Consider the following 22,818-nt stretch of genomic DNA (forward strand, 5'->3'; position numbering starts at 1 on the left):
ATCGCTGCTCCTTAGTAGCTAATAAAACGATCCCTCACCTCATACACTCTCTTTTTTGTCAGGTTTGTATCATTTTATTAGCTTGTGCCCCTATATATGCACAAAAAAGCCAATAAGGACAAGATATAGTGTAAATTTTCCAAAAATAAATGAATAATCAAGATGAAAAGTAACTGAAAGACGTTTTTTATTGATGAAAATGCTCGGGTTATGCCAGGAACAGCTCATAATTTTTCCTTAGAAAAGTAAAATGGGTAATTCCTCAACGAAAGGAATTACTCATTCATTCGACAACTTCCCTGTAAAACTTCATTATTTCCTGAGAAATGTGTCGAGGATAGAGAGAAAAAATCACTTTTACCAAGCATTAATTTTTTAACTGTACTATCCTCAAACAACAATACTATTTCCATAAAAAAGAACCGATTCATAAACGTCTTTTACGTCGCTAGTGAATCAGTTCTTTTTCAAAGCTTATTTTCGTAAAGTTTGTTGTTTGTGAGCAACGGACCGTTCCTTTCAACTGTTGTTAAAAGGAGTTATTTTTCGAAGAAACTTGTCGCCTCTGAGCAAGCCACCTAAGCTTTCCTTAGTTAACTGGCTATAACATTTTATTTTATATTAACATCATCCTCCACCCATACTTCGCCATCTTTATATGTCATCTGCTCAGGGTAACGTAAGTCCACAACCTCCTCTTGAATTTTTTGTGTTGGAGCTTTTGTGGAAAGTGAAACGATAATATTCGCCAAAATAGCAGCAACTGCTCCGAATACACCTGCTCCTGTATCGACAATACCGAATAGCGTGATGCCTTCTCTTGCTATAAAGATATAGGTAAGAGTCACACCTAAACCGACTAGCATACCTGCAATCACCCCTGCTGCATTAGAACGCTTCCACCAAACTCCCAGAATAAGTGCAGGGAAGAATGTTCCAGACGCCAATGCAAATGCCCAGGCAACAATCTGCGTAATCACACCAGGTGGGTTTAAGGCTACAACTCCAGCTAAGACGGTCGCGATGACAATTGTCCACCTAGCAACAGCTAAACGATTTTTCTCGGACGCATTTGGTTTGAAAACTCGGTAATAAATATCGTGAGCAAAGGAAGATGAAATTGACATCATTAAGCCGCCTGCTGTGGAAAGTGCCGCTGCCATTGCTCCTGCTGCCACTAATCCAATAACGAACACCCCTAGATTGGCAATTTCAGGTGTCGCCATAACGACAATATCGTTGGAGATGATGAGCTCCTTCCATTGTAAAACTCCATCTCCGTTTGAATCTGCTACTTGCAATTTCCCTGTATCTACCCAAGATTTTGTCCATTCAGGTAGTTCCGTAATTTTACTACCAGCTACCTTTGTCATTAAAATAAAACGAGAAAATGCTGCATATGCCGGTGCTGATAAATATAAGAGACCGATAAACAGAAGTGCCCAAGCCCCGGACCAACGTGCTGCTTTCATTGTTTTAACTGTATAGAAACGAACAATAACATGTGGTAAACCTGCAGTACCTGCCATTAAAGTAAACATAAGTGCCATAAACTGCCATTTCGTTCCGTTTGTAAATGGTGCAAAGTATTCAGAGATTCCTAATTCCCTATCAAGCTCTCCCATTTTCCCAACTAATTCTCCGTAGGAAATCCATGGTAGTGCATTACTAGTCAATTGCAATGACATGAAAATAACCGGGACTAAATAAGCGATAATTAAAATGATATATTGAGCCACTTGCGTCCATGTAATCCCCTTCATTCCACCAAATGCTGAATAGAACGCAATGAGAACGACCCCTATCATCGTTCCCACCTTTGCATCAATTTCAAAAAGACGCCCAATAACTACCCCTGAACCAGACAACTGACCAATTGAATAGGTAAAACTGATAATGATAGTACAAAGCGCCGCAATGACGCGGGCAGTATGGCTGTTATACCTATCCCCAATAAATTCCGGAACCGTGTAGCGTCCATATTTTCGTAGTTGCGGAGCTAGTAAGAAGGTTAATAGTAAATAGCCTCCTGTCCACCCCATAATATAGGCCAACCCATCATATCCAAGAATCATGACGGTACCAGCCATTCCAATAAAGGACGCTGCACTCATCCAGTCAGCGCCAATTGCCATACCGTTAAATATCGGCGGAACGCCACGGCTAGCTACGTAAAAGTCTGAGGTTGCTCTTGCTTTGTTATAAATTGCAATCCCGATATATAAAGCAAATGTAACTAAAATAATGGCCGTTGAAACGACAAACTGTTGATCCATTGTACTCCCCCTTGTTTAATCTCCCCTTATTTACCCCTCTACTAAAGACCTCTCTTTTTAATGGTCTAACGTTTTGCCATAGCTTATTTGTTCATTTTTGCTTTCATCGATTCCATACTTTTTATCAATTTGATCACTGACCTTTGCATTGACAAATAAAAGAATAATAAAGATTAAAATGGCCCCTTGAGCACCCATGAAGTAATGAAAAGGAAAGCCGTTTAACGTAACAGTTGATAAGCTTTCTGCAAATAGCACAACCCCGAAGGAAGCAGCAAACCAGACTATTAAGTAGAGAACCGTGTAGCGGTTTTTTTCCCTTGAATACCGATCAGCTGTCGCCTTATCTATTTTTTTCATCTATCCATATTCCCCCCTGATCTTCAAATGACATTTCGGAAAGCATTGTAGACTTTTACATTTCACTTACGATAGACTAAAAATAAATTTGACCGTGTCCAAAAACGGAACCGGAACTAAAGCAACTTGAACAACAAAATAAACCAATAATGATAAAAAAGGAATTGCTAGAAAAAAAGATTTTTTGTGCTTAAGAGTAAGAATTAAAGATATCCCTGTTACGACCATAAAACCAATAAATACATACATGTTTCCACCCCCTATATACGCAACATTTGCTAGTAGCATCACTCCTCAGGTTATTTAATTGAATTTTCGGAAATTTTACCTGTGTTTTTTATTATCTTTTTTATAGGGTGCTTGGTCAAGAAAACTTGTTAGACAAATTTTTATGTTATGGAAGGTAGATACTTTATAAAAATAAAGATATTCCTTATAAAAGAAGAAGTTATAGGAGATTTTTATATAAAAAATGTTTTTTACAATACTATTTTTCTTGTCGAATCTTTTACTATCTCTAAAAAAATAAATGCAAAGAGTTGGCAGATTTGCTACTTTAAAATGTTTTCTTTTCTATTTAAAAGGCTGTTTTGGTAAAGTTTATTGTTTATGGACAATGGATGATCCATTCCGTCTTCGGGGTCTCGACCTTTCCTCTGTATCCCACAGGAGTCAAGTGCCCTCCGCTCCAGTTAACTCAGTGGGTTAAACTTAGTTTCCGTTAAAAAGCAACAAACTTTACGAAAATAGTCTTTAGAAAACAGCCATTAAAAAAGGATAACCTGCGTTAAAGGTTATCCTTTTTCCTAATTTATTCTTGTTCTTTTTGTTCTTTTGGCTCTTCACCAGAAGTTGGATTTTCTTGGTCAGCTTCGCTTTCTGTTGATGATTGTTCATCTGTAGCTTTGTCTTCTGCTGGTTGCTCTTCAGCAGCTTCATCTTGGCCTTCACCTTGTTCTGCTGCCTCTTCTTCCGACGCTTCCGGTGTACTAGAAGTTTCGCCTTCTGCAGCAGGGTCTTCTGCTTTTTCACTTGCAGTACCTTCATCTAACTTCTTCTCGTCTTCTACGTTAGCTTCTTTAAGGGATGCTAACGACTTATTCATATATTCTAGAGGGTTGACAGCTACATTGTCCTTACGAATTTCAAAATGAACGTGAGTACCTGCCTTTTCATTTAATTGGCTAGTTCCTGCTTTTGCAATCTCTTGCCCCTGTTCTACGGAATCACCAACCGCAACATTAAAATCCTTAACAGATTGATAGCGAGTTACAATACCTTCCGCATGCTCAATTTCAATTATGTTCCCTAATAGGGCGTCATCTTGAACTTTTGTTACTTTTCCACTCATAGCTGCTAAAACATTAAAATCTTTGCCTTCGTTTGAAATATCAATACCTTGGTTTGGCTGATATTGATTATTGTAGACAACTAGAGCAGCTTCTTGTTCTTCTGCTGATGCATTTTCATCATAGAATTGCTTTTCGATGACTGCATTCTCTGGATTTTTCACTGGCATTACAAAGTTTTCTAAAGACCGGTTTACTTCAACGGCAGGATTATCAAATTGTTTATCCGTTGCATTTTCTTCAAAACCAAAGTCTTCCGAATCATCCGCTACATCATTTCCTGCTGATTGATACCAAAGAATACCTGTAATAATGATTGCAGCACTCGCTAAATAGATTGCTGGGAATACCCAACGCTTCTTAAAAAATTTCTGAGAAGATTGTTTCTTTTCTTCCTCTCTCATTTTCATCACCTCAGCAATCATTCTGAACAGATACTCAAAAATATATACATCTTTCATAAAAAATTTTTAAAATCCTTATTTTTCAACAAACCACCTCTAATTATGTATATTTTTTAAAACTTTTTTACTTTCTCGAACATTTTTTGCTGACATGGTAAAATAACAAAAAAAGTAAACCTTCTAATTAGAAGCATTTTTCACCTTTTTCTAGAAGAAAAAACTTAGGTACAAGTGTTTTTGTTCCTGGAACAAATTCAATGTTTTGTGCCAGGAACAAATTCGATGTTCTGTGCCAGGAACACTCACTTGGAACACTCACTTATGAATTTCTTTTGAAAGGACAACTGGTATGAAAAGTTTTATTAAAATAGTTTTAACAGTATCCCCGTTTGTATATATGGGTGTTATTTGGACATTATCCAGTTTGCCTGATACTGCGGTAATTGAGTTGGCTTCATCCAAATGGGATAGAATTTTTAAAGAGTCCCTTCATGTAATTGAGTTTGCTATCCTTTATGTTCTTTTTGTTGCTGCATTGCTTGCTCATAATAAGTTGAGTTATGCCGTTAATTTTATCGCAGCACTTGCCGCTATTTTTTATGGTTTTATTGATGAGATCCATCAATCATTCATACCTTATCGTTCCGCAACATTGATTGATGCTGCCAAAGACTTGTTTGGTGTTATGGTCTGTTTTTTAATTATTAATCGGACTTATTTTAGAGAAACTAGTTCATTCGGAAAAACGATGAAAAGAGTGGAAGCTTGGATGAAGGGTTAGCTACTTGCTCACGCAAAAAGGTACAGGATCAATTTTTATGATCCTGTACCTTTTTGATTTCATGAGTTTTAACATGTTAACTTTTTATATTAACGCTGTGCGGTAACTTTTTGTAATAGTTGGTCTGCTTTGGAAATCTCCACGTTTTTATAGTAATGCTCGACGATGTCTTTATAGCCTTTTCCTTCCTTTGCCATTCCATTGGCTCCGTATTGACTCATTCCTACCCCATGACCGTAACCTTTCGTGTTAACAACAATGTGGTCTCCTTTACGGTACCAAGTAAAATCAGAGGATTGAAGTTCGAGTTTATCTCTTATCTCACGTCCACTAAACTCTTTTCCGCTTATTTCTACACTTCCAACACGTTTACCAGGTGTTCTAGATGTAATTGTCCCAACGGACCCATCTCCAGCAAGAGTAATACCTAATTTTTGCTGGAATTCTGATACAGGTATTACTTTTTGATCGGTGAATTTAGGCGATTGTTTATCCCAAGGACTTTTCACACTTTTTAAATATGGATAAGCATCCGACCAATATGCCTCTGAATTTTCCGTATATCCATTTCCAGTTGAAAAGAAAGCGGCTGTTATTGGTTTACCATCGAATGTTAAAACTTGCCCTTTTGTCTCTAGTACTGCTTCTGAAATTTTATCTAGCTTCCATTGATAATCAGAACCCCATGCCTGCTTTAGTTCTTCTTTATTTTTAAAAACCTGATGGTCCACTGTATCTGTAACGTCTGCCCCTTTAGGAACACCTTTCGCATCACTAAGCAAATGACTGACGATGTACGTACGCGCTGCTAGAGCCTGTGCCTTTAAAGCTTCTAGCTCAAAATTAGCCGGCATTTCCCCAGAGACGACACCAACAACATATTCTTCTAATGGTATTTCTTCAATCACGTCTTTTTGTGAGCGATAGACTGCTACCTCGACAGATTTTGCAAGTTCTTCATGACTAGCGCCTTTTTCAAGTTTTTCCTCTAAAGATTTACTCTCTTTGTCTGACGAAAAAGGAAGCACAACTAAGGTAGGTACAATAAACGTTACTGCGATGAAAATGGAGAAGATGATGAGTACTGGTTTTAAATGCTTCATGTTTGATGCCCCCAAAATAAGATTGAATAGAAGAAATGCCCGAACACTTCTCCTCTCTACTTCATATGTATGGTAGTGGACAAGCATTTATGATTAGAAAAGTGGAAGCGGCTTGGGCAGCTCGCGAAGAAAATAGAGATGACCTCCAAGGGGCGTCTTTTGCCCTTAGAGGGTAATTATCTTTTTCACAGCGAGCTAAGCTAGCCGCTGGAACTGGACAGAGAAAAGCGGAAGCGGTTTGGGTGGCCTTGACAAGCACAAAAGACAAGTATCCCGGAATGGCGCTCTTTTTGCCTTCTTGAGCGGGATGCTTGGCTTATGACCTCAAGGCGAGAGGCCTTAAGCCGCTGAAACAGCCCTCAAACCTCATCTACAAGACAAAGGGGGATGTTGCTAAAAGGAATGACCCACAAACTCATCAAACAATGTCGTTATGTCTGTAGGGGACAGACACCGTCTGCATTTTACAGGGATCTGTTTTATTTGGGTATTTCTTTTTAATCCTCGTTTGCATGGAAATAGGATGACTTACATCTCTATCCAATAAATTAAAGTATAAAAAATAAGCCTCCAATATTGAAGAGGCTTACCTTTTATAAAAATTATGCGTTAATATCATTAATAACTTGTTGACTTGTAACAGAATCCTCGACAGATTCATTTACACGTTCTACATCTGCACCAATTCCTGCAAGCTTGTTGTGGAAGTTTACGTAACCACGATCTAAATGTTTTAATTCTGTTACGCGAGTATAGCCATCCGCCACAAGTCCAGCGATAGATAGAGCAGCTGCAGCACGTAAGTCTGTTGCTGCGACTTCTGCACCTTGTAATGTCGTCGGACCGTTCATAATGACAGAACGACCTTCAATTTTAATATCTGCACCCATTCGACGGAATTCTTCGACATGCATAAAACGATTTTCAAAAACCGTTTCCGTAATGACACTCGTTCCTTCTGCACAGAGAAGAAGCGCCATCATTTGCGATTGCATATCTGTTGGGAATCCTGGATGAGGCATCGTTTTAATATCAACTGATTTTAACTTATCCGGTCCAATTACTCGAAGACCATCAGCCTCTTCCACAATGGTAACTCCCATTTCTTCCATTTTTGCAACTAGCGATGAAAGATGTTCGGGAATAGCACCTTTCACTAATACATTTCCTTTTGTAATTGCAGCAGCAACCATAAATGTACCTGCTTCAACACGATCTGGAATAATGCTATGTTCGGTACCGTATAATCGTTCCACACCTTCAATGCGGATTGTTCCTGTTCCAGCACCTTTTACTTTGGCTCCCATTTTATTTAGAAAGTTAGCTAAGTCTGTTATTTCAGGTTCTTTTGCAACATTTTCTAATATTGTTGTACCTTCTGCCAATACAGCAGCCATCATAATATTTTCTGTTGCCCCAACACTTGGGAAATCAAGGTATACCTTTGCACCTTTAAGTCTTCCATCAACTTCTGCTTCAATAAAGCCATTTCCGACTTTTACTTTGGCACCCATTGCTTCAAAGCCTTTAAGATGCTGATCTATCGGTCTTGAACCAATCGCACACCCACCTGGGAGGGCAACACGTGCTCTTCCTGTTCTTCCTAATAATGAACCCATTACAAGGACAGAAGCACGCATTTTTCTTACATATTCAAAAGGAGCTTCTACCAGTAACTCTCTAGATGCATCTACTGTTACTTCGTTATTATGAAAAGCTACATCTGTATTTAAATGACGTATTACTTCATTAATAGTATATACATCGGAGAGAGCTGGTACATTCTTAATTACGCTCTTACCTTCACTAGCCAATAATGTTGCAGCGATTACAGGTAAAACGGCATTTTTAGCACCTTCTACTTGCACTGTACCGTTTAATTGCTGTCCGCCGCGGACGATAATTTTTTCCAAGAGTATTCCCCTCCGCGTCCAATTTCTCTATATTAATATTCAATCGTTAGGATTGGTGTGCCAATAACAAAGGTTGTCTTAGCGCCCAAACCGTTATCTCGTAATCCTAGTTGTATATTCATGTCTTCTGTCTCTGTTGGTATTGCCTGTGTGATCTCTTCCGAATAAGCTGAAATCGAATAAAAATCTTTTTCTTCTAATGACTCAATTTGCTTTGCATCTAACTCTGCCAATAATTCAACTGCCTGACCTGACAAAACTTTGTCCAGCCTATCATTGATTTCGCCTTTTATACAAGAGAATATTATAGGTTTATTCATAAAAATTTTATCTATATTAGGGATATATTGGTCGACAATATATTTGGTATCTTTTGTCGATAACCCTTTATCTCCTTGGATGCTATAAACAACATACGAAAAAGTGGTCCCATTTGTGTGGGTTGACTCGAATTTTATCGTTTCTTCCCCATGAGCATGTTGGAAATGTCCCACAACGATGGTTCCATCATTCTTCACTTTTTCCTGCCATTTAAAATCCGGAAATTTACTTTGTATATTTTTAATAAATTTAGCAAATCCTTTATCCGTAGAGATATTTAAATTTTCTCTTGCATATAGAGACCAATCAACGATACGACCATCGACGCTGTTCACTGCATTTTCAAGCTTACTGATATCTAATGAACTAGTGGCTTCAGTCGTGTTATTCCCGTAATGGATGACGTAAAAACCAAACCCCAATAAAAAAATTAAAACAATGTAAAAATAACGTTTCATTTTGTATTCCTCCCCCTTACTAAAAAGTCTTTCCATGATGAAGAGGAAAATACTTGGGAAATGTCGTCATCTTTTTACATTCTTTTAAAACAAGATTCATCGCTTTTATAACAGAAATATTTTGAAACTTTTTCACAAACAGACACAAAATAAATAATACTTAAAAGTGCATAAGAAAGAAACATGCAGGAAGTCCTATTTTTCACAAAAACCTGATAAGTTCAAAGTAAAAAGGGAGTTGTTGCGTCCAGACATAATAATCAATTAAAAAGTTACTGACAATAGATCCAATGGCAATTGTTAGCAGTATATAAAGTAAGCGAGCTTGTGCTACACGGTTTTTTCTGAGAAACTTTTCAAACTGTAGTGCTTGTAAAGCCCAAAACGTGATTCCAAAAACCATTATATGTACAATCATGCTCACTAAAGCCTGCTGACCAAAAACTTCAACCATCCAATCTCCCCTAAACAGTAAAATTCCACGCATAGTCTCATAATACCACAAAAGCCTCTACTCTGAAATATAAATCTTATCAATAAATGTAAGATTTTTCTACCAATAAGGCTTTATTGCACTAAAGTAATGAGGGACGGACCTTTAACAGAGGTTAAAGGTCCGTCCCTCCACTATAAGAATATACTAAAACACCTCTTCCCTAGACTGATGGGAAGAGGTGTTAGGTTGTAGTTAGAAGTTACGTTCGGAAACGTTAATTCTGTTCACTGCGCGTTTGAGAGCAATTTCAGCACGTTTGAAGTCAACATCTTCTTTTTGTGCTTGTAATCGGCTTTCAGCACGACTTTTTGCTTCTTTTGCGCGTTCTACATCGATAGCTTCTGCTGTTTCTGCAGCTTGTGCTAGAATTGTCACCTGTTCAGGACGAACTTCTAAAAAGCCGCCACTGACAGCTACAAGCTCAGTGTTTCCACCATTTTTGAGGCGAACCGCACCGATTTGTAGTGGAGCAACCATCGGAATGTGTCCAGGTAAAATACCAAGCTCACCGCTTTGAGCTTTTGTACTTACCATTTCCACTTCTGAATCGTACACTGGGCCATCGGGAGTGACAATATTGACTTTTAATGTCTTCATTTTCTTCCCTCCTGGTCCCTAATTATACCTCTACACCCATCTCTTTAGCTGCAGCCAATACATCCTCAATTGGACCTACTAGACGGAATGCATCTTCTGGGATATGATCGTATTTTCCTTCAAGAATATCTTTGAATCCTTGAACAGTATCTTTCACTTGTACATAAGATCCTTTCTGACCAGTAAACTGTTCAGCAACATGGAAATTTTGTGATAAGAAGAATTGTACACGACGAGCACGTGATACGACTAACTTATCCTCATCAGAGAGTTCATCCATACCTAGGATTGCGATGATATCTTGAAGTTCTCTGTAACGTTGTAATGTTTGTTGTACATTACGAGCAACTTCGTAATGCTCTTCTCCAACAACATCTGGAGAAAGCGCACGAGATGAAGACGCTAAAGGATCTACGGCAGGGTAAATACCCATCTCAGAAAGTTTACGCTCAAGGTTTGTTGTTGCATCTAAGTGAGCGAAAGTTGTTGCTGGTGCCGGATCCGTATAGTCATCGGCAGGTACATAAATCGCTTGGATTGATGTAACAGAACCTACATTAGTAGAAGTGATACGCTCTTGTAATTGACCCATATCCGTTGCAAGTGTTGGTTGGTAACCAACGGCAGATGGCATACGGCCTAATAGGGCAGATACCTCAGAACCTGCTTGTGTAAAACGGAAGATGTTATCAACGAACAGAAGAACGTCTTGTCCTTGCTCATCACGGAAATATTCTGCCATTGTAAGACCTGTAAGTGCAACACGCATACGTGCTCCAGGTGGCTCATTCATTTGACCGAATACCATTGCTGTTTTCTTAATAACGCCAGAGTCGCTCATCTCGTGGAAAAGGTCGTTACCTTCACGAGTACGTTCACCTACACCAGCGAATACGGAAAGACCACCGTGTTCTTGAGCGATGTTGTTAATAAGTTCCTGGATTAATACTGTTTTACCTACACCGGCACCACCGAATAGACCGATCTTACCACCTTTAATATATGGAGCAAGTAAGTCTACTACTTTAATACCCGTTTCAAGAATTTCTACTTCTGTAGAAAGTTGTTCGAATTTAGGTGCTTCTCTGTGAATTGGATCACGACGAGCCTCAGCATTAATTTTCTCATCAAGGTCGATTGTCTCACCAAGTACGTTAAATACACGTCCAAGAGTTACATCACCAACAGGAACTGAGATAGGAGCTCCAGTATCGGCAACTTCTACTCCACGAGTTAAACCGTCAGTAGAATCCATTGCGATCGCACGAACCGTATCATTTCCAAGGTGAAGGGCAACTTCTAGTGTTAATTCAACTTTAACTGAGCCAGTTTCCTCCGTTTGTTCAACCTTTAACGCGTTAAAAATATCAGGAAGTTGACCAGCTTCGAACTTTACGTCAACAACCGGACCCATTACTTGAAGTACGCGTCCTTTGTTCATGTCTTTCCCTCCTAACTAGCATTTCACGACTGTGATATAAAAGATGAATGTGCCTGCGACATTCATTTGAATTAATCGTTTATTACTACTCTAGAGCCGCCGCGCCACCGACTATTTCAGTGATTTCCTGTGTAATAGCAGCTTGACGTGCACGGTTATAAGATAATGTAAGATTATCAATTAGCTCTTTGGCATTGTCTGTTGCATTCTTCATTGCTGTCGTTTCAGCAGCAAACTGGCTTGCTTTCGCATCAAGTAATGCTCCATAAATTAAACTCTCAGCATATTGAGGAAGCAACACTTCTAAAATTTCTTCTGCAGATGGTTCGAACTCATAAGATGTTACCTTTTTTGTAGTGGTGTCCATATCTGTTAACGGCAAAGCTTTCTTTTCCGTAGCATCTTGCTGGATCGCACTAACATAGTGAGTGTAATATAAATACAGTTCATCATAAGCTTCATCTGAGAACAAGGATATCGCTTTCGTTGCGATATCTTTAATATCTGCAAAGCTTGGTAGATCTGGAACTCCTACAACGCCTTCAATGACATTGAATCCACGTTTTTGGAAAAAATCCCGACCTTTACGCCCAATTGCAATAATCACAAATTCATCTTTGGATTTATGACGTTCATTGATTTTGTTATTGACAAGTCGTATAACATTACTGTTATATCCCCCCGACAACCCCCGGTCAGAGGTAATGACCAAATAACCGGTTTTTTTGATGGGGCGGGAGACTAACATTGGATGCGTTACATCTGTACTACCAAGGGCAACCGAAGATACTACTTCTTGAATTTTCTCCATGTAAGGAATAAATGACTTAGCATTCATTTCCGCACGACTCATCTTAGAAGCAGATACCATTTGCATTGCCTTTGTAATCTGACTCGTCTTTTTTGTTGAAGTTATACGAGTTTGTATATCGCGTAACGATGCCACTGGTTTTCACCACCCTTGTTTCATTGTTTTAGAACGAAAGATAATTTAAAAGAACTTACCGGTTTGTCTAGTTTCAGCAGCTAGCCCCCTCGAGGTCATAAGACAACCATCCCAAAAGGCGCCTTTCCGAGGTGCTTGTCTTATACTATGCCTGAGGCTAGCCAAGCCACTTTCACTTTTCAATTAGTCTAGTTCCAGTGGCTAGAGGCTCGAGGTCTTTTCCGATAAAACAGCTGAGGTCAAAGAACGACCTCTTCTGTTTTCCCGGAAAATCTTGTCGCCTCTTACCAAGCCACTTTCACTTTTCAATTAGCCGGTATCTATTCTTTACTCAGATTTCGCAAAAGTTTTCTTGAATTCGTTGATAGCAGCTACCATTTTTTCGTCTTCAGGAAGAGCTTTTGTTGTACGAATTTCGTCTAATACATCCGTGTGGTTGCGATCTAACCAGCTTAGGAATTCATCTTCGAAACGACGAATATCTGTTACCGGAATATCATCTAAATGACCTTTTGTTAACGCATAAAGGATCATTACTTGTTTTTCAACTTTAAGTGGTTTGTTAAGATCTTGTTTCAGTACTTCAACCGTACGAGCACCACGATTCAATTTCGCTTGTGTTGCTTTATCAAGATCAGAACCAAATTGTGCGAATGCTTCTAGTTCACGGTATGCAGCTAAATCAAGACGTAACGTACCGGATACTTTTTTCATCGCTTTAATCTGTGCAGAACCACCAACACGTGATACAGAAAGACCTGCGTTAATCGCTGGACGAACACCAGAGAAGAATAGGTCAGATTGTAAGAAGATCTGTCCATCCGTGATGGAGATTACGTTCGTTGGAATATAAGCAGAGATATCTCCAGCTTGTGTTTCAACGAATGGCAATGCTGTGATAGAACCTGCACCCTTCGCATCACTAAGCTTTGCTGCACGCTCTAATAAACGAGAGTGAAGATAGAATACGTCACCAGGGAATGCTTCACGACCTGGAGGACGACGGAGTAGTAAGGAAAGCTCACGGTATGCAGCCGCTTGCTTAGAAAGATCATCATATACAATAAGCACGTGTTTGCCATTGAACATGAACTCTTCTCCCATTGATACACCAGCATAAGGTGCTAAGAATAGCATTGGAGCTGGTTGAGAAGCAGATGCTGTAACAACGATTGTGTAGTCTAAAGCACCATGCTTACGAAGCGTTTCTACTGTAGTACGTACAGTAGATTCTTTTTGTCCAATTGCAACATAGATACATACCATATCTTGATCTTTTTGATTCAAGATTGCATCGACTGCAACAGATGTTTTACCTGTTTGACGGTCACCGATGATTAACTCACGTTGACCACGTCCGATTGGTACAAGAGCGTCAATCGCTTTAATACCTGTTTGAAGTGGCTCATGTACGGATTTACGATCCATAACACCAGTAGCTTTACTTTCAATTGGACGAGTTTTTGACGTATTAATTGGACCTAAACCATCAACGGGTTGTCCAAGAGAGTTAACAACACGACCAATTAGTTCCTCACCTACAGGAACTTCCATTATACGACCTGTACGACGAACTTCATCGCCTTCACGGATATCTCTGAATGGCCCAAGGATAATAATACCAACATTATTTTCCTCAAGGTTTTGTGCCATACCCATAACACCGTTTGAGAATTCAACAAGCTCTCCAGCCATGACATTGTCGAGGCCATGAGCTCGAGCGATACCGTCACCAATTTCAATAACCGTACCAACATCGCTTACTTTCATCTCAGACTGATAGTTCTCAATTTGCTTTTTAATCAGCGCGCTGATTTCTTCCGCTTTGATGCTCATGAATTTCACCCCTCATTTATATGAAAGTTAACGAATTAATTCACGTTCCAGACGATTCAGTTTCCCAACTAGGCTACCATCAAAGATGCGGTTACCAATTTGGACTCTGATACCTCCGAGGAGGCTTTCATCTGTCACATTTTCAATTCTTAAAGATTGTTTTCCTACTTTTTTTGCAAAAGAAGATGATAACGCTTCCTTCTCGTCATCACTAAGAGGTCGAACGGAGTATACAGTTGCTTCTGCAATGCCTCTCTCTTCGTTCGCTAGGTCAATAAATGCGTCAACTACCGCAACGATTTCACCAGAACGATGACGATCAGTTAATAATAACAATGTATTAAGTACAGATGGGGAAGCAGTTATAAAAGCTTCTTTTACGATTTCCTTTTTCTTATCTAAAGGAATCTTTGGTGTTTCTAAAAGAGTATTTATTTCGTTATTTTCTATAAAAATAGATTTAACGACTCGGAGCTCTTGCTCTATAGTTTCTAGACTATTTTGTTCTTTGGCAATTTCAAAAAGAGCTAACGCATAACGTTTTGCGACTGCAGTGTTACTCATCGCTGTTCTCCTGCCTCTTGGATGTAATCATTAATTAACTTTTGCTGATCTTCAACAGAAAGTTCTTTTTCGATTACTTTAGAAGCAACTAGTACAGATAATGAAGCGACCTGTTCGCGTAGTGCGGTAACCGCTTGTTCTTTTTGCGTTTCGATTTCGCGCTTTGCAGATTCTTTTAAGCGTTCTGCTTCCGCGCGAGCTGCTGCAATAATTTCTTGTCGCTGCTCTTCGCCATGTTTTTTAGAGTTCTCAATGAGCCCTTGAGCTTCTTGACGTGCCTCTGTTAAAAGCTGACGTTGCTCTTCTAGATTTTTATTAGCTTCTTGACGGCTTTTCTCTGCCGCTTCGATTTCATTTGCAATATGATTTTCACGTTCATGCATAATGCCCATTAAAGGACCCCATGCAAATTTCTTTAATAGGGCAAGTAGGATGATAAACATAACAAGCTGGAATATAATATCACCAGTGTTAACTCCACCTGCACCAAGGACAAATGCGTTTGTTGGCACGCGATTTCACTCCCTTCAAGAGTCAATTCCTTCTATTAAGCATTTTTGCTAATTATTTAATTCACACTGATTTACGCAGTGAATAATAGATTGTTTCCTTCTATTCTGAAGTCATGAACATAAAGGAATGGCGAAGGTTCTCAAGGAATGATCTTCGCCATTTTGGAACGTGTGTAACTTCGATTATTGACCTTGTACCATGAACGCGATAACAACCGCGATGATAGGAATCGCCTCTACTAACGCAACCCCGATGAACATTGTTGTTTGAAGCATACCACGTGCTTCTGGTTGACGTGCGATACCTTCAACTGTACGAGATACGATAAGACCATTACCGATACCTGCACCTAGTGCTGCTAAACCGATTGCAATTGCTGCTGCTATAAGACCCATTCTAAAGTTCCTCCTTAAATGTATAAAAATATATTTTTTACTAAATGTTTTTGTTCAATAAATGAACAGGTATATATTAATGGTCATGGCTGACTTTATGAGCCATATACACCATCGTTAACATAACAAAAATGAATGATTGGATGGCACCAACGAAAATGGAGAATCCTTGCCAAGCAAGTGTTGGTAAAACTGCCGCAATCGTTCCTCCTACGCCAGTTGCTAAACTTCCTGCTAGTAAAGTAAGAAGTATTTCTCCGGCATAGATGTTTCCGTAAAGACGAAGACCCAATGTTAATGTGTTGGCAAATTCCTCAATTATTTTAAGCGGGAACAAGAACCACATTGGTTTTAAAAAGTCTTTTCCGTATTCACCAAAACCTTTCATCTTAATACCATAATAATGGGATAGTGCTACCACTAAGACAGATAATGTCATGGCGACAACAGGATCCGCTGTAGGTGATTTCCACCATAGTTCGTGATCAATCACGACAGCAAATGGAAGACCTAACATATTTGAAACAAATATGTACATAATCAAGGTAAGACCTAAAATATGAAAACGTCCCCCTGTTTTCCAATCCATGTTACTTTTAATAATGTTTTTCACAAAGTCCATCGTCCATTCCATGAAGTTCTGGAACCCTGTTGGTTTCATGGCAAGTCGACGAGTAGACAAAACGGCAATAAGGAAAACGATAGCACTTGCTACAGTAATCATTAAAATATTTGCCAGGTTAAAGGTTATTGTCGTACCCATGAAATCCAAATTGTATAAAGGAGCTTCATGATTCAATGAAATTCACCTCTCTTCCCCGCTACTGATGAGATTTTAGTTGCTGAATAAAATAATCTATCATAATGACAATGTAGGATGTCATTAATCCCAAAACAACACTTAGGATATGGAATACGTGTGGAAACTCCATTGCTACTATAATCGCAAAGGCCGCTCCAGCCATCCGTGAAAATGTCCCTAATGATCGTACCTTTTTCCCTGCTAACACCGCATCTCCAAACCTTGATGTTCTTCTAACCATTACCCAGTGGTTAAACAAGCTTATACTTGTACCAAAGATAAGTCCTAAAAAAATAGACTGATAGGATGTAAAGCCCCAACCGAGAACGTAAATGGAGAGAAGAAAAAGTATGTACTTACGATGCCTTATAAACATTTGTTGTATTTCCGGCATGTCACATTAGTCTCCCGAATAGAAATGTTGGACTGTGCGAAGCATGGCATAAGTACCTGCCGACAGACCAAGAAGTAGTCCAATAATTAAGAATAGTGGTGTGGTATCCCATATTTTATCAAGCCATCTTCCTCCAAAAATTCCAATGAGAATGGAACCAACTAATTGTGAAAGTATGGCAGAATATAGGGCCATCGATTGATACGGACGTCGTTTGTTTTGACGCATAATTCATCCCCACACTAATTTGTAGTGGAATGTGGAAAAGCACTTTCTTCAAAGGATGTAAAGCGTTTTCACACCTTAAACATTTAATTGTGAAAACCTTATCATTATATATCCTTTGTTAGCATACAATAGCATATTATCTATGTCAATGTGTTGTATTTAAAAAGTTTACTAGCTGTTACAGTTGTCACAATTTGCACACAATTCAAACGTGTTTTTTGACAATAGATACAAATCTTTAGGCATTTTCAATACTACTTACTGCTCTACTTCTTAAAGTATATAGAAGAAACATGAATATGTGAATGACTTTTATGTAATGTAAATACTTCCATATAATATTATACTTGTATAAATTATTTTTTCCGTTCTAAAGTATGGATTTTAATGGGTTAAGATATGGAAGTTGGAGACAACCTCAAAGGTCCGTCCCTAGTTACTTTAACGCATTAAAGCTACGTCCGCAAAATAATAGAGGCCCTTGTTATTTAAATAACAAGGGCCTCTATGTTAGTTAGGTTGTGAACGGCTTTGGTCGTTCCTTTAGTTCTTTGAAATGATAACGGATAGCTTGGGTGATTCGGTAAGATGCAAGTCCGTCTCCGTATGGATTGGCTGCTTTCGCCATTTTATCGTAAGCTTTTTGGTCTGTAAGAAGCTCTTTCGCTAAGTTGTATATATTTTCTTCTTCTATCCCTGCTAGCTTTAATGTTCCTGCTTCAATTCCTTCCGGACGCTCCGTTGTGTCACGAAGCACAAGAACTGGGACACCAAGTGATGGGGCTTCTTCTTGGACACCACCAGAATCGGTTAAAATTAAATGTGCTCTTGAAGCAAAGTTATGAAAATCAATGACATCAAGCGGCTCAATTAAGTGTATTCGAGGATCATTTCCGAGCACCTCATCCGCCACTTCTCGAACGGCTGGGTTCAAATGGACCGGGTAAACAACTTGAATATCATCATGCTCGTCCACTAATCGCTTAATTGCACGGAACATATTACGCATCGGCTCACCGAGGTTTTCACGGCGGTGTGCCGTAAGTAATACTAGACGATCATCGCCGACCTTTTGAAGCACCTCATGTTCATATTCATCTTTAACCGTAGTTTTAAGTGCATCTATCGCTGTATTTCCAGTAATAAAGATACTTTCTTCCTTTTTGTTTTCATTTAGAAGATTTTGAGCTGATTTCTCTGTTGGAGAGAAGTGCAAATCTGCCATAACACCTGTTAATTGACGATTCATTTCCTCTGGGAATGGAGAATATTTATTCCATGTTCGCAATCCGGCTTCTACATGACCAACTGCAATTTGATTATAGAATGCTGCAAGGCTGGCAATAAATGTTGTTGTTGTATCGCCATGTACAAGGACAACATCGGGCTTTGCTTCTTTCATTACCTTATCGAGCCCCTCTAGTCCCCTTGTGGTAACATCTATAAGTGTTTGACGGTCCTTCATTATATTTAAGTCATAATCAGGTTGCACATCAAAAATGTTCAATACCTGATCTAGCATTTGTCGATGTTGAGCTGTTACTGTTACGACTGTCTCAAATTGCTCAGGATATTTCTTTAACTCTAGTACAAGTGGTGCCATTTTTATTGCTTCTGGTCTTGTACCGAAGATTGTCATTACTTTTATAGGCTTGTCCACTATTTTCACCTGCTTTTCATTATTTTGTACCATATAATCTGTCTCCTGCATCGCCAAGACCAGGTACGATATATCCTTTTTCATTTAACCCTTCATCAAGTGCTGCGATATAAATATCTACTTCCGGATGTGCTTCTTTAATTGCATCCACACCTTCAGGACAGGCAACAAGACACATGAATTTGATGTTTTTCGCACCACGTTTTTTTAGTGAGTTAATCGCTTCAACAGCAGACCCGCCAGTAGCAAGCATTGGATCTACTACAATAAGCTCACGCTCTTCCACATCACTAGGAAGCTTCACATAATATTCAATAGGCTGCAATGTTTCAGGATCACGGTACAAACCAACATGTCCTACTTTTGCTGCAGGAATAAGCTTTAATATTCCATCAACCATACCTAGTCCCGCACGAAGAATCGGCACAATCCCGAGTTTTTTTCCAGCTAATGTTTTGGCTGTCGCCTGACTAACTGGTGTTGCTACTTCAATTTCCTCCAATTGTAAATCACGTGTGATTTCAAAGGCCATTAGCGTAGCCACCTCATCTACTAGCTCACGAAATTCCTTTGTACCTGTGTTTTTATCTCTAATAAATGTTAATTTGTGTTGAATTAATGGATGATCAAATACATAAACCTTACCCACTCTAACTCGCTCCTTTATGCTGTTTTTATGTAAAATAAATTCCTGTTTCATGATTTACACTATTGCCTATTGTACATAAAAGAGAATCTAAGGGCAATAAAAGTGAGGAAGTGTAAGGAAATTTTTAAGAAGATGTAATTCTTTCGAGTCACATGTAAGAATCAGAAGAGTATAAGTCGAATTTGTTCTATAAAATACAGAGGTTTGGAATCTTTATCCCTCATGTTAAAAAGAAAAAAACTTTTTTAAAACAATAGATTCAGTTTACGGGCAGAAAAAGCTAAGCAGGCTCCCTATACTAGTTTAGATGCAGACTGTTCTAATAGAAAGGTTATTCAAAAGAGAACTTTTTATTATTTTCCCTACAAAAAAAGCGACTACCATATTGGTAATCGCTCCTCGTTATATTTTTAGATATTCATATTAGTTTTTTCTATCACTCTACCATAGTTATGTTTAAATACGCGCCTTAGAGGATTCGAACCTCTGACCTACAGCTTAGGAGGCTGTCGCTCTATCCTGCTGAGCTAAAGGCGCATCACACTTGAAATAAAAGAAATAAGCATGTCTACGGGACCTATCCTCTTAGCAAAGGGCGATCTTAAAAATTTCTTCATATAAAAAATGGCTCCGCAGGTAGGACTCGAACCTACGACCAATCGGTTAACAGCCGATTGCTCTACCACTGAGCTACTGCGGAACAAGAAAAATTATTTAATTATGGTGGGCCTAAGTGGACTCGAACCACCGACCTCACGCTTATCAGGCGTGCGCTCTAACCAGCTGAGCTATAGGCCCCCATTATGTATTATTTGGAGCGGGTGATGGGAATCGAACCCACGACATCAGCTTGGAAGGCTGAGGTTTTACCATTAAACTACACCCGCATGTATAAATTTATTGTAAATACTCAAGTTTGACTTGCTATGAAAGCTTACCTATCTTTGACTAACAATTAACCAAGTTATTTGAAAATGGCTGGGCTAGCTGGATTCGAACCAGCGCATGACGGAGTCAAAGTCCGTTGCCTTACCGCTTGGCTATAGCCCATTGAAAAGCAGCATGAGTCAATTTTTATAATAATACTTTACTTTGGGGCGATTGATGGGAATCGAACCCACGAGTGTCGGAGCCACAATCCGATGCGTTAACCACTTCGCCACAACCGCCATTATTTATCTATTGGCAGGGGCAGTAGGAATCGAACCCACACTGGAGGTTTTGGAGACCTCTGTTCTACCGTTAAACTATGCCCCTAATTTTGGTGGTGGAGGGGGGCAGATTCGAACTGCCGAACCCGAAGGAGCGGATTTACAGTCCGCCGCGTTTAGCCACTTCGCTACCCCTCCATACTTCCTGAAAAACTAAGGGAATATTAAGTTAATGGTGGCTCAGGACGGAATCGAACCGCCGACACATGGATTTTCAGTCCATTGCTCTACCAACTGAGCTACTGAGCCTTATTTAATATGTATCCTAATTTCAGACAAGGCTTTCTTCATCATACAACTTCCAGGAAATTTTTTCAAATCTCAATTCAATCTGTATGCTGATTTTATAAGTGCCCTATATGTAAATGGCGGTCCGGACGGGACTCGAACCCGCGACCTCCTGCGTGACAGGCAGGCATTCTAACCAACTGAACTACCGGACCAAATTAAATTTTCATTTTACTGAAAACCTGGTATTGCGGGGGCAGGATTTGAACCTGCGACCTTCGGGTTATGAGCCCGACGAGCTACCAGACTGCTCCACCCCGCGCTAATATGAATTATTGTTTAAAGGATATGGCGGAGGAAGAGGGATTCGAACCCCCGCGGGCTTTAACACCCCTGTCGGTTTTCAAGACCGATCCCTTCAGCCAGACTTGGGTATTCCTCCATATAAATGGACCCTGTAGGACTCGAACCTACGACCGGACGGTTATGAGCCGTCAGCTCTAACCAACTGAGCTAAGGGTCCAATATTACTAGCACTAACATTAATTTCTTATAGCGGCGGAGGGGATCGAACCCCCGACCTCACGGGTATGAACCGTACGCTCTAGCCAGCTGAGCTACACCGCCATTTTAAAAATAATATGGAGCCTAGCGGGATCGAACCGCTGACCTCCTGCGTGCAAAGCAGGCGCTCTCCCAGCTGAGCTAAGGCCCCATGTTTGTATTTAAACTTTCTACTGGTCGGGAAGACAGGATTCGAACCTGCGACCCCTTGGTCCCAAACCAAGTGCTCTACCAAGCTGAGCTACTTCCCGTTTATTAATTAAGATGGCGCGCCCGAGAGGAGTCGAACCCCTAACCTTTTGATCCGTAGTCAAACGCTCTATCCAATTGAGCTACGGGCGCGTATTGTGGTGCCGAGGACCGGAATCGAACCGGTACGGTAGTCACCTACCGCAGGATTTTAAGTCCTGTGCGTCTGCCAGTTCCGCCACCCCGGCAAAGTTTCTTTGGAGCGGAAGACGGGATTCGAACCCGCGACCCCCACCTTGGCAAGGTGGTGTTCTACCACTGAACTACTTCCGCGTTATAAAAGCAGTGGTGCGGGTGAAGGGACTTGAACCCCCACGCCTTGCGGCGCCAGATCCTAAGTCTGGTGCGTCTGCCAATTCCGCCACACCCGCAAATAGTGGTGAGCCATGAAGGATTCGAACCTTCGACCCTCTGATTAAAAGTCAGATGCTCTACCAACTGAGCTAATGGCTCTTAAAATTATTAAGTATATACTAAATGGTGCCGGCAAGAGGACTTGAACCCCCAACCTACTGATTACAAGTCAGTTGCTCTACCAGTTGAGCTACACCGGCGTTATTAATATTTATTCTACTAATATATATTCATCAATTATGCCTTGCTAGTTAAACCTAACAACTATATATGGTGGAGGATGACGGGATCGAACCGCCGACCCCCTGCTTGTAAGGCAGGTGCTCTCCCAGCTGAGCTAATCCTCCACTATATGGTGACCCGTACGGGATTCGAACCCGTGTTACCGCCGTGAAAGGGCGGTGTCTTAACCGCTTGACCAACGGGCCAATATAATTTGACAAAACAATAGCCCCCAAATAGGGGCTGTGCCTGGCAACGTCCTACTCTCGCAGGGGGAAATCCCCCAACTACCATTGGCGCTGAAGAGCTTAACTTCCGTGTTCGGCATGGGAACGGGTGTGACCTCTTCGCCATAATCACCAGACGAATATGTAATAGAAGGTTTGTTCCTTCAAAACTAGATAAAGTTGAAGTCAAAAAGATGGAGTATCGCTTGTTTAATTGTCCAGCTACGGCTCCTAACTTCTCGAGTCGTTACATCTCTTCCGATGAATTCTATCGAAT

At 40.0% G+C, this 22,818-nt stretch carries 21 protein-coding genes, 24 tRNA genes and 1 rRNA gene; 1 reads left to right on the forward strand and 45 read right to left on the reverse strand.

Annotated features, from left to right (window positions below; translation table 11 throughout):
* Positions 1-611 precede the first annotated feature (611 nt).
* From ACFSUL_RS21040 to ACFSUL_RS21055, 4 genes are all read right to left on the reverse strand, one after another.
* Positions 612-2,276 (reverse strand): sodium:solute symporter family protein, encoded by a 1,665-nt coding sequence (locus tag ACFSUL_RS21040; RefSeq protein ID WP_377938319.1) that lies wholly within the window; start codon positions 2,274-2,276, stop codon positions 612-614.
* Between the two features lie 57 nt (positions 2,277-2,333).
* Complete coding sequence (locus ACFSUL_RS21045) at positions 2,334-2,636, reverse strand: DUF4212 domain-containing protein (RefSeq protein ID WP_377938320.1); 303 nt, start codon at positions 2,634-2,636, stop codon at positions 2,334-2,336.
* Between the two features lie 66 nt (positions 2,637-2,702).
* Positions 2,703-2,885 carry a hypothetical protein gene (locus ACFSUL_RS21050; RefSeq protein ID WP_377938321.1) on the reverse strand — a complete coding sequence of 61 codons (183 nt, stop codon included), beginning with the start codon at positions 2,883-2,885 and terminating at the stop codon, positions 2,703-2,705.
* 562 nt (positions 2,886-3,447) lie between these two features.
* On the reverse strand, positions 3,448-4,389 hold the full coding sequence (locus tag ACFSUL_RS21055) for a peptidoglycan DD-metalloendopeptidase family protein (protein ID WP_377938354.1): 942 nt from the start codon (positions 4,387-4,389) through the stop codon (positions 3,448-3,450).
* Positions 4,390-4,738: 349 nt separating this feature from the next.
* Here ACFSUL_RS21055 and ACFSUL_RS21060 point away from each other — a divergent pair, with 349 nt between their 5' ends.
* On the forward strand, positions 4,739-5,170 hold the full coding sequence (locus ACFSUL_RS21060; RefSeq protein ID WP_377938322.1) for a VanZ family protein: 432 nt from the start codon (positions 4,739-4,741) through the stop codon (positions 5,168-5,170).
* 89 nt (positions 5,171-5,259) lie between these two features.
* Here the strand turns inward: ACFSUL_RS21060 and spoIID are convergent, their stop codons facing one another.
* The 41 genes from spoIID to rrf all read right to left on the reverse strand — a co-directional run bounded on the left by spoIID (position 5,260) and on the right by rrf (position 22,678).
* Positions 5,260-6,273 (reverse strand): stage II sporulation protein D, encoded by a 1,014-nt coding sequence (gene spoIID, locus ACFSUL_RS21065; RefSeq protein WP_377938324.1) that lies wholly within the window; start codon positions 6,271-6,273, stop codon positions 5,260-5,262.
* A 602-nt stretch (positions 6,274-6,875) separates the two neighbouring features.
* A complete protein-coding gene (murA, locus tag ACFSUL_RS21070) occupies positions 6,876-8,186 on the reverse strand; it encodes a UDP-N-acetylglucosamine 1-carboxyvinyltransferase (protein WP_377938326.1) in 1,311 nt (436 codons plus the stop codon).
* Positions 8,187-8,218: 32 nt separating this feature from the next.
* On the reverse strand, positions 8,219-8,965 hold the full coding sequence (locus ACFSUL_RS21075) for a YwmB family TATA-box binding protein (protein WP_377938329.1): 747 nt from the start codon (positions 8,963-8,965) through the stop codon (positions 8,219-8,221).
* Positions 8,966-9,167: 202 nt separating this feature from the next.
* A complete protein-coding gene (locus tag ACFSUL_RS21080; protein WP_377938331.1) occupies positions 9,168-9,419 on the reverse strand; it encodes a DUF1146 family protein in 252 nt (83 codons plus the stop codon).
* Between the two features lie 234 nt (positions 9,420-9,653).
* Positions 9,654-10,058 (reverse strand): F0F1 ATP synthase subunit epsilon, encoded by a 405-nt coding sequence (locus ACFSUL_RS21085; protein ID WP_377938333.1) that lies wholly within the window; start codon positions 10,056-10,058, stop codon positions 9,654-9,656.
* 22 nt (positions 10,059-10,080) lie between these two features.
* Positions 10,081-11,499: a F0F1 ATP synthase subunit beta gene (gene atpD / locus ACFSUL_RS21090; protein WP_377938335.1), complete on the reverse strand. Its 1,419-nt coding sequence runs from the start codon at positions 11,497-11,499 to the stop codon at positions 10,081-10,083.
* Positions 11,500-11,584: 85 nt separating this feature from the next.
* Positions 11,585-12,445 (reverse strand): ATP synthase F1 subunit gamma, encoded by an 861-nt coding sequence (atpG, locus tag ACFSUL_RS21095; protein WP_377938337.1) that lies wholly within the window; start codon positions 12,443-12,445, stop codon positions 11,585-11,587.
* A gap of 327 nt (positions 12,446-12,772) precedes the next feature.
* A complete protein-coding gene (gene atpA / locus ACFSUL_RS21100) occupies positions 12,773-14,281 on the reverse strand; it encodes a F0F1 ATP synthase subunit alpha (protein WP_071410523.1) in 1,509 nt (502 codons plus the stop codon).
* 27 nt (positions 14,282-14,308) lie between these two features.
* The gene (locus tag ACFSUL_RS21105) at positions 14,309-14,845 is read right to left on the reverse strand and encodes a F0F1 ATP synthase subunit delta (RefSeq protein WP_071410522.1); all 537 of its coding nucleotides are present in this window, start codon (positions 14,843-14,845) and stop codon (positions 14,309-14,311) included.
* Positions 14,842-15,357, reverse strand: a complete 516-nt coding sequence (locus ACFSUL_RS21110) for a F0F1 ATP synthase subunit B (protein WP_071410521.1) — start codon at positions 15,355-15,357, stop codon at positions 14,842-14,844. The genes ACFSUL_RS21105 and ACFSUL_RS21110 overlap by 4 nt, the downstream gene beginning before the upstream one ends.
* Before the next feature lie 183 nt (positions 15,358-15,540).
* The gene (atpE, locus tag ACFSUL_RS21115; protein WP_071410520.1) at positions 15,541-15,753 is read right to left on the reverse strand and encodes a F0F1 ATP synthase subunit C; all 213 of its coding nucleotides are present in this window, start codon (positions 15,751-15,753) and stop codon (positions 15,541-15,543) included.
* A gap of 76 nt (positions 15,754-15,829) precedes the next feature.
* Positions 15,830-16,552: a F0F1 ATP synthase subunit A gene (gene atpB / locus ACFSUL_RS21120; RefSeq protein ID WP_377938341.1), complete on the reverse strand. Its 723-nt coding sequence runs from the start codon at positions 16,550-16,552 to the stop codon at positions 15,830-15,832.
* 22 nt (positions 16,553-16,574) lie between these two features.
* Complete coding sequence (locus ACFSUL_RS21125; protein WP_377938342.1) at positions 16,575-16,949, reverse strand: ATP synthase subunit I; 375 nt, start codon at positions 16,947-16,949, stop codon at positions 16,575-16,577.
* Between the two features lie 6 nt (positions 16,950-16,955).
* Positions 16,956-17,177, reverse strand: a complete 222-nt coding sequence (locus tag ACFSUL_RS21130) for an AtpZ/AtpI family protein (RefSeq protein WP_071410517.1) — start codon at positions 17,175-17,177, stop codon at positions 16,956-16,958.
* A 514-nt stretch (positions 17,178-17,691) separates the two neighbouring features.
* On the reverse strand, positions 17,692-18,837 hold the full coding sequence (wecB, locus tag ACFSUL_RS21135; RefSeq protein ID WP_377938356.1) for a non-hydrolyzing UDP-N-acetylglucosamine 2-epimerase: 1,146 nt from the start codon (positions 18,835-18,837) through the stop codon (positions 17,692-17,694).
* 19 nt (positions 18,838-18,856) lie between these two features.
* On the reverse strand, positions 18,857-19,486 hold the full coding sequence (gene upp / locus ACFSUL_RS21140) for a uracil phosphoribosyltransferase (RefSeq protein ID WP_377938344.1): 630 nt from the start codon (positions 19,484-19,486) through the stop codon (positions 18,857-18,859).
* 463 nt (positions 19,487-19,949) lie between these two features.
* Positions 19,950-20,023: transfer RNA gene (locus ACFSUL_RS21145), tRNA-Arg, on the reverse strand.
* A gap of 88 nt (positions 20,024-20,111) precedes the next feature.
* Positions 20,112-20,186, reverse strand: a tRNA-Asn gene (locus ACFSUL_RS21150).
* 21 nt (positions 20,187-20,207) lie between these two features.
* A tRNA-Ile gene (locus ACFSUL_RS21155) sits at positions 20,208-20,284 on the reverse strand.
* 15 nt (positions 20,285-20,299) lie between these two features.
* Positions 20,300-20,373: transfer RNA gene (locus tag ACFSUL_RS21160), tRNA-Gly, on the reverse strand.
* A gap of 88 nt (positions 20,374-20,461) precedes the next feature.
* Positions 20,462-20,536, reverse strand: a tRNA-Gln gene (locus ACFSUL_RS21165).
* Between the two features lie 43 nt (positions 20,537-20,579).
* A tRNA-His gene (locus ACFSUL_RS21170) sits at positions 20,580-20,655 on the reverse strand.
* Between the two features lie 14 nt (positions 20,656-20,669).
* Positions 20,670-20,743, reverse strand: a tRNA-Trp gene (locus tag ACFSUL_RS21175).
* An 8-nt stretch (positions 20,744-20,751) separates the two neighbouring features.
* A tRNA-Tyr gene (locus ACFSUL_RS21180) sits at positions 20,752-20,835 on the reverse strand.
* A gap of 35 nt (positions 20,836-20,870) precedes the next feature.
* Positions 20,871-20,946: transfer RNA gene (locus ACFSUL_RS21185), tRNA-Phe, on the reverse strand.
* A gap of 117 nt (positions 20,947-21,063) precedes the next feature.
* Positions 21,064-21,140, reverse strand: a tRNA-Asp gene (locus ACFSUL_RS21190).
* Positions 21,141-21,173: 33 nt separating this feature from the next.
* Positions 21,174-21,247, reverse strand: a tRNA-Met gene (locus tag ACFSUL_RS21195).
* A gap of 27 nt (positions 21,248-21,274) precedes the next feature.
* A tRNA-Ser gene (locus ACFSUL_RS21200) sits at positions 21,275-21,367 on the reverse strand.
* A 7-nt stretch (positions 21,368-21,374) separates the two neighbouring features.
* Positions 21,375-21,448 (reverse strand) — tRNA-Ile (locus tag ACFSUL_RS21205).
* 30 nt (positions 21,449-21,478) lie between these two features.
* Positions 21,479-21,552: transfer RNA gene (locus ACFSUL_RS21210), tRNA-Met, on the reverse strand.
* A gap of 15 nt (positions 21,553-21,567) precedes the next feature.
* Positions 21,568-21,640 (reverse strand) — tRNA-Ala (locus tag ACFSUL_RS21215).
* A gap of 23 nt (positions 21,641-21,663) precedes the next feature.
* A tRNA-Pro gene (locus ACFSUL_RS21220) sits at positions 21,664-21,740 on the reverse strand.
* Positions 21,741-21,754: 14 nt separating this feature from the next.
* Positions 21,755-21,831: transfer RNA gene (locus ACFSUL_RS21225), tRNA-Arg, on the reverse strand.
* 6 nt (positions 21,832-21,837) lie between these two features.
* Positions 21,838-21,926: transfer RNA gene (locus tag ACFSUL_RS21230), tRNA-Leu, on the reverse strand.
* Positions 21,927-21,936: 10 nt separating this feature from the next.
* Positions 21,937-22,011 (reverse strand) — tRNA-Gly (locus ACFSUL_RS21235).
* Between the two features lie 13 nt (positions 22,012-22,024).
* Positions 22,025-22,109 (reverse strand) — tRNA-Leu (locus tag ACFSUL_RS21240).
* A gap of 6 nt (positions 22,110-22,115) precedes the next feature.
* Positions 22,116-22,191, reverse strand: a tRNA-Lys gene (locus ACFSUL_RS21245).
* 25 nt (positions 22,192-22,216) lie between these two features.
* Positions 22,217-22,292, reverse strand: a tRNA-Thr gene (locus ACFSUL_RS21250).
* Positions 22,293-22,363: 71 nt separating this feature from the next.
* Positions 22,364-22,439: transfer RNA gene (locus ACFSUL_RS21255), tRNA-Val, on the reverse strand.
* Positions 22,440-22,445: 6 nt separating this feature from the next.
* Positions 22,446-22,520, reverse strand: a tRNA-Glu gene (locus tag ACFSUL_RS21260).
* Positions 22,521-22,561: 41 nt separating this feature from the next.
* A 5S ribosomal RNA gene (rrf, locus tag ACFSUL_RS21265) occupies positions 22,562-22,678 on the reverse strand.
* Between the last annotated feature and the right edge of the window lie 140 nt (positions 22,679-22,818).

It is taken from the genome of Bacillus seohaeanensis (assembly GCF_042684945.1).
Classification (GTDB): Bacteria; Bacillota; Bacilli; order Bacillales; family Bacillaceae_B; genus Rossellomorea; species Rossellomorea seohaeanensis.

Coding starts and splice junctions, on each gene's coding strand:
- ACFSUL_RS21050 (WP_377938321.1), bottom strand. CDS start 2,885: ATGTATGTATTTATTGGTTTTATGGTCGTAACAGGGATATCTTTAATT.
- spoIID (WP_377938324.1), bottom strand. CDS start 6,273: ATGAAGCATTTAAAACCAGTACTCATCATCTTCTCCATTTTCATCGCA.
- ACFSUL_RS21130 (WP_071410517.1), bottom strand. CDS start 17,177: ATGCGTCAAAACAAACGACGTCCGTATCAATCGATGGCCCTATATTCT.
- atpD (WP_377938335.1), bottom strand. CDS start 11,499: ATGAACAAAGGACGCGTACTTCAAGTAATGGGTCCGGTTGTTGACGTA.
- ACFSUL_RS21125 (WP_377938342.1), bottom strand. CDS start 16,949: ATGCCGGAAATACAACAAATGTTTATAAGGCATCGTAAGTACATACTT.
- ACFSUL_RS21085 (WP_377938333.1), bottom strand. CDS start 10,058: ATGAAGACATTAAAAGTCAATATTGTCACTCCCGATGGCCCAGTGTAC.
- ACFSUL_RS21040 (WP_377938319.1), bottom strand. CDS start 2,276: ATGGATCAACAGTTTGTCGTTTCAACGGCCATTATTTTAGTTACATTT.
- ACFSUL_RS21045 (WP_377938320.1), bottom strand. CDS start 2,636: ATGAAAAAAATAGATAAGGCGACAGCTGATCGGTATTCAAGGGAAAAA.
- ACFSUL_RS21080 (WP_377938331.1), bottom strand. CDS start 9,419: ATGGTTGAAGTTTTTGGTCAGCAGGCTTTAGTGAGCATGATTGTACAT.
- ACFSUL_RS21055 (WP_377938354.1), bottom strand. CDS start 4,389: ATGAGAGAGGAAGAAAAGAAACAATCTTCTCAGAAATTTTTTAAGAAG.
- ACFSUL_RS21075 (WP_377938329.1), bottom strand. CDS start 8,965: ATGAAACGTTATTTTTACATTGTTTTAATTTTTTTATTGGGGTTTGGT.
- atpA (WP_071410523.1), bottom strand. CDS start 14,281: ATGAGCATCAAAGCGGAAGAAATCAGCGCGCTGATTAAAAAGCAAATT.
- ACFSUL_RS21105 (WP_071410522.1), bottom strand. CDS start 14,845: ATGAGTAACACTGCAGTCGCAAAACGTTATGCGTTAGCTCTTTTTGAA.
- ACFSUL_RS21060 (WP_377938322.1), top strand. CDS start 4,739: ATGAAAAGTTTTATTAAAATAGTTTTAACAGTATCCCCGTTTGTATAT.
- atpE (WP_071410520.1), bottom strand. CDS start 15,753: ATGGGTCTTATAGCAGCAGCAATTGCAATCGGTTTAGCAGCACTAGGT.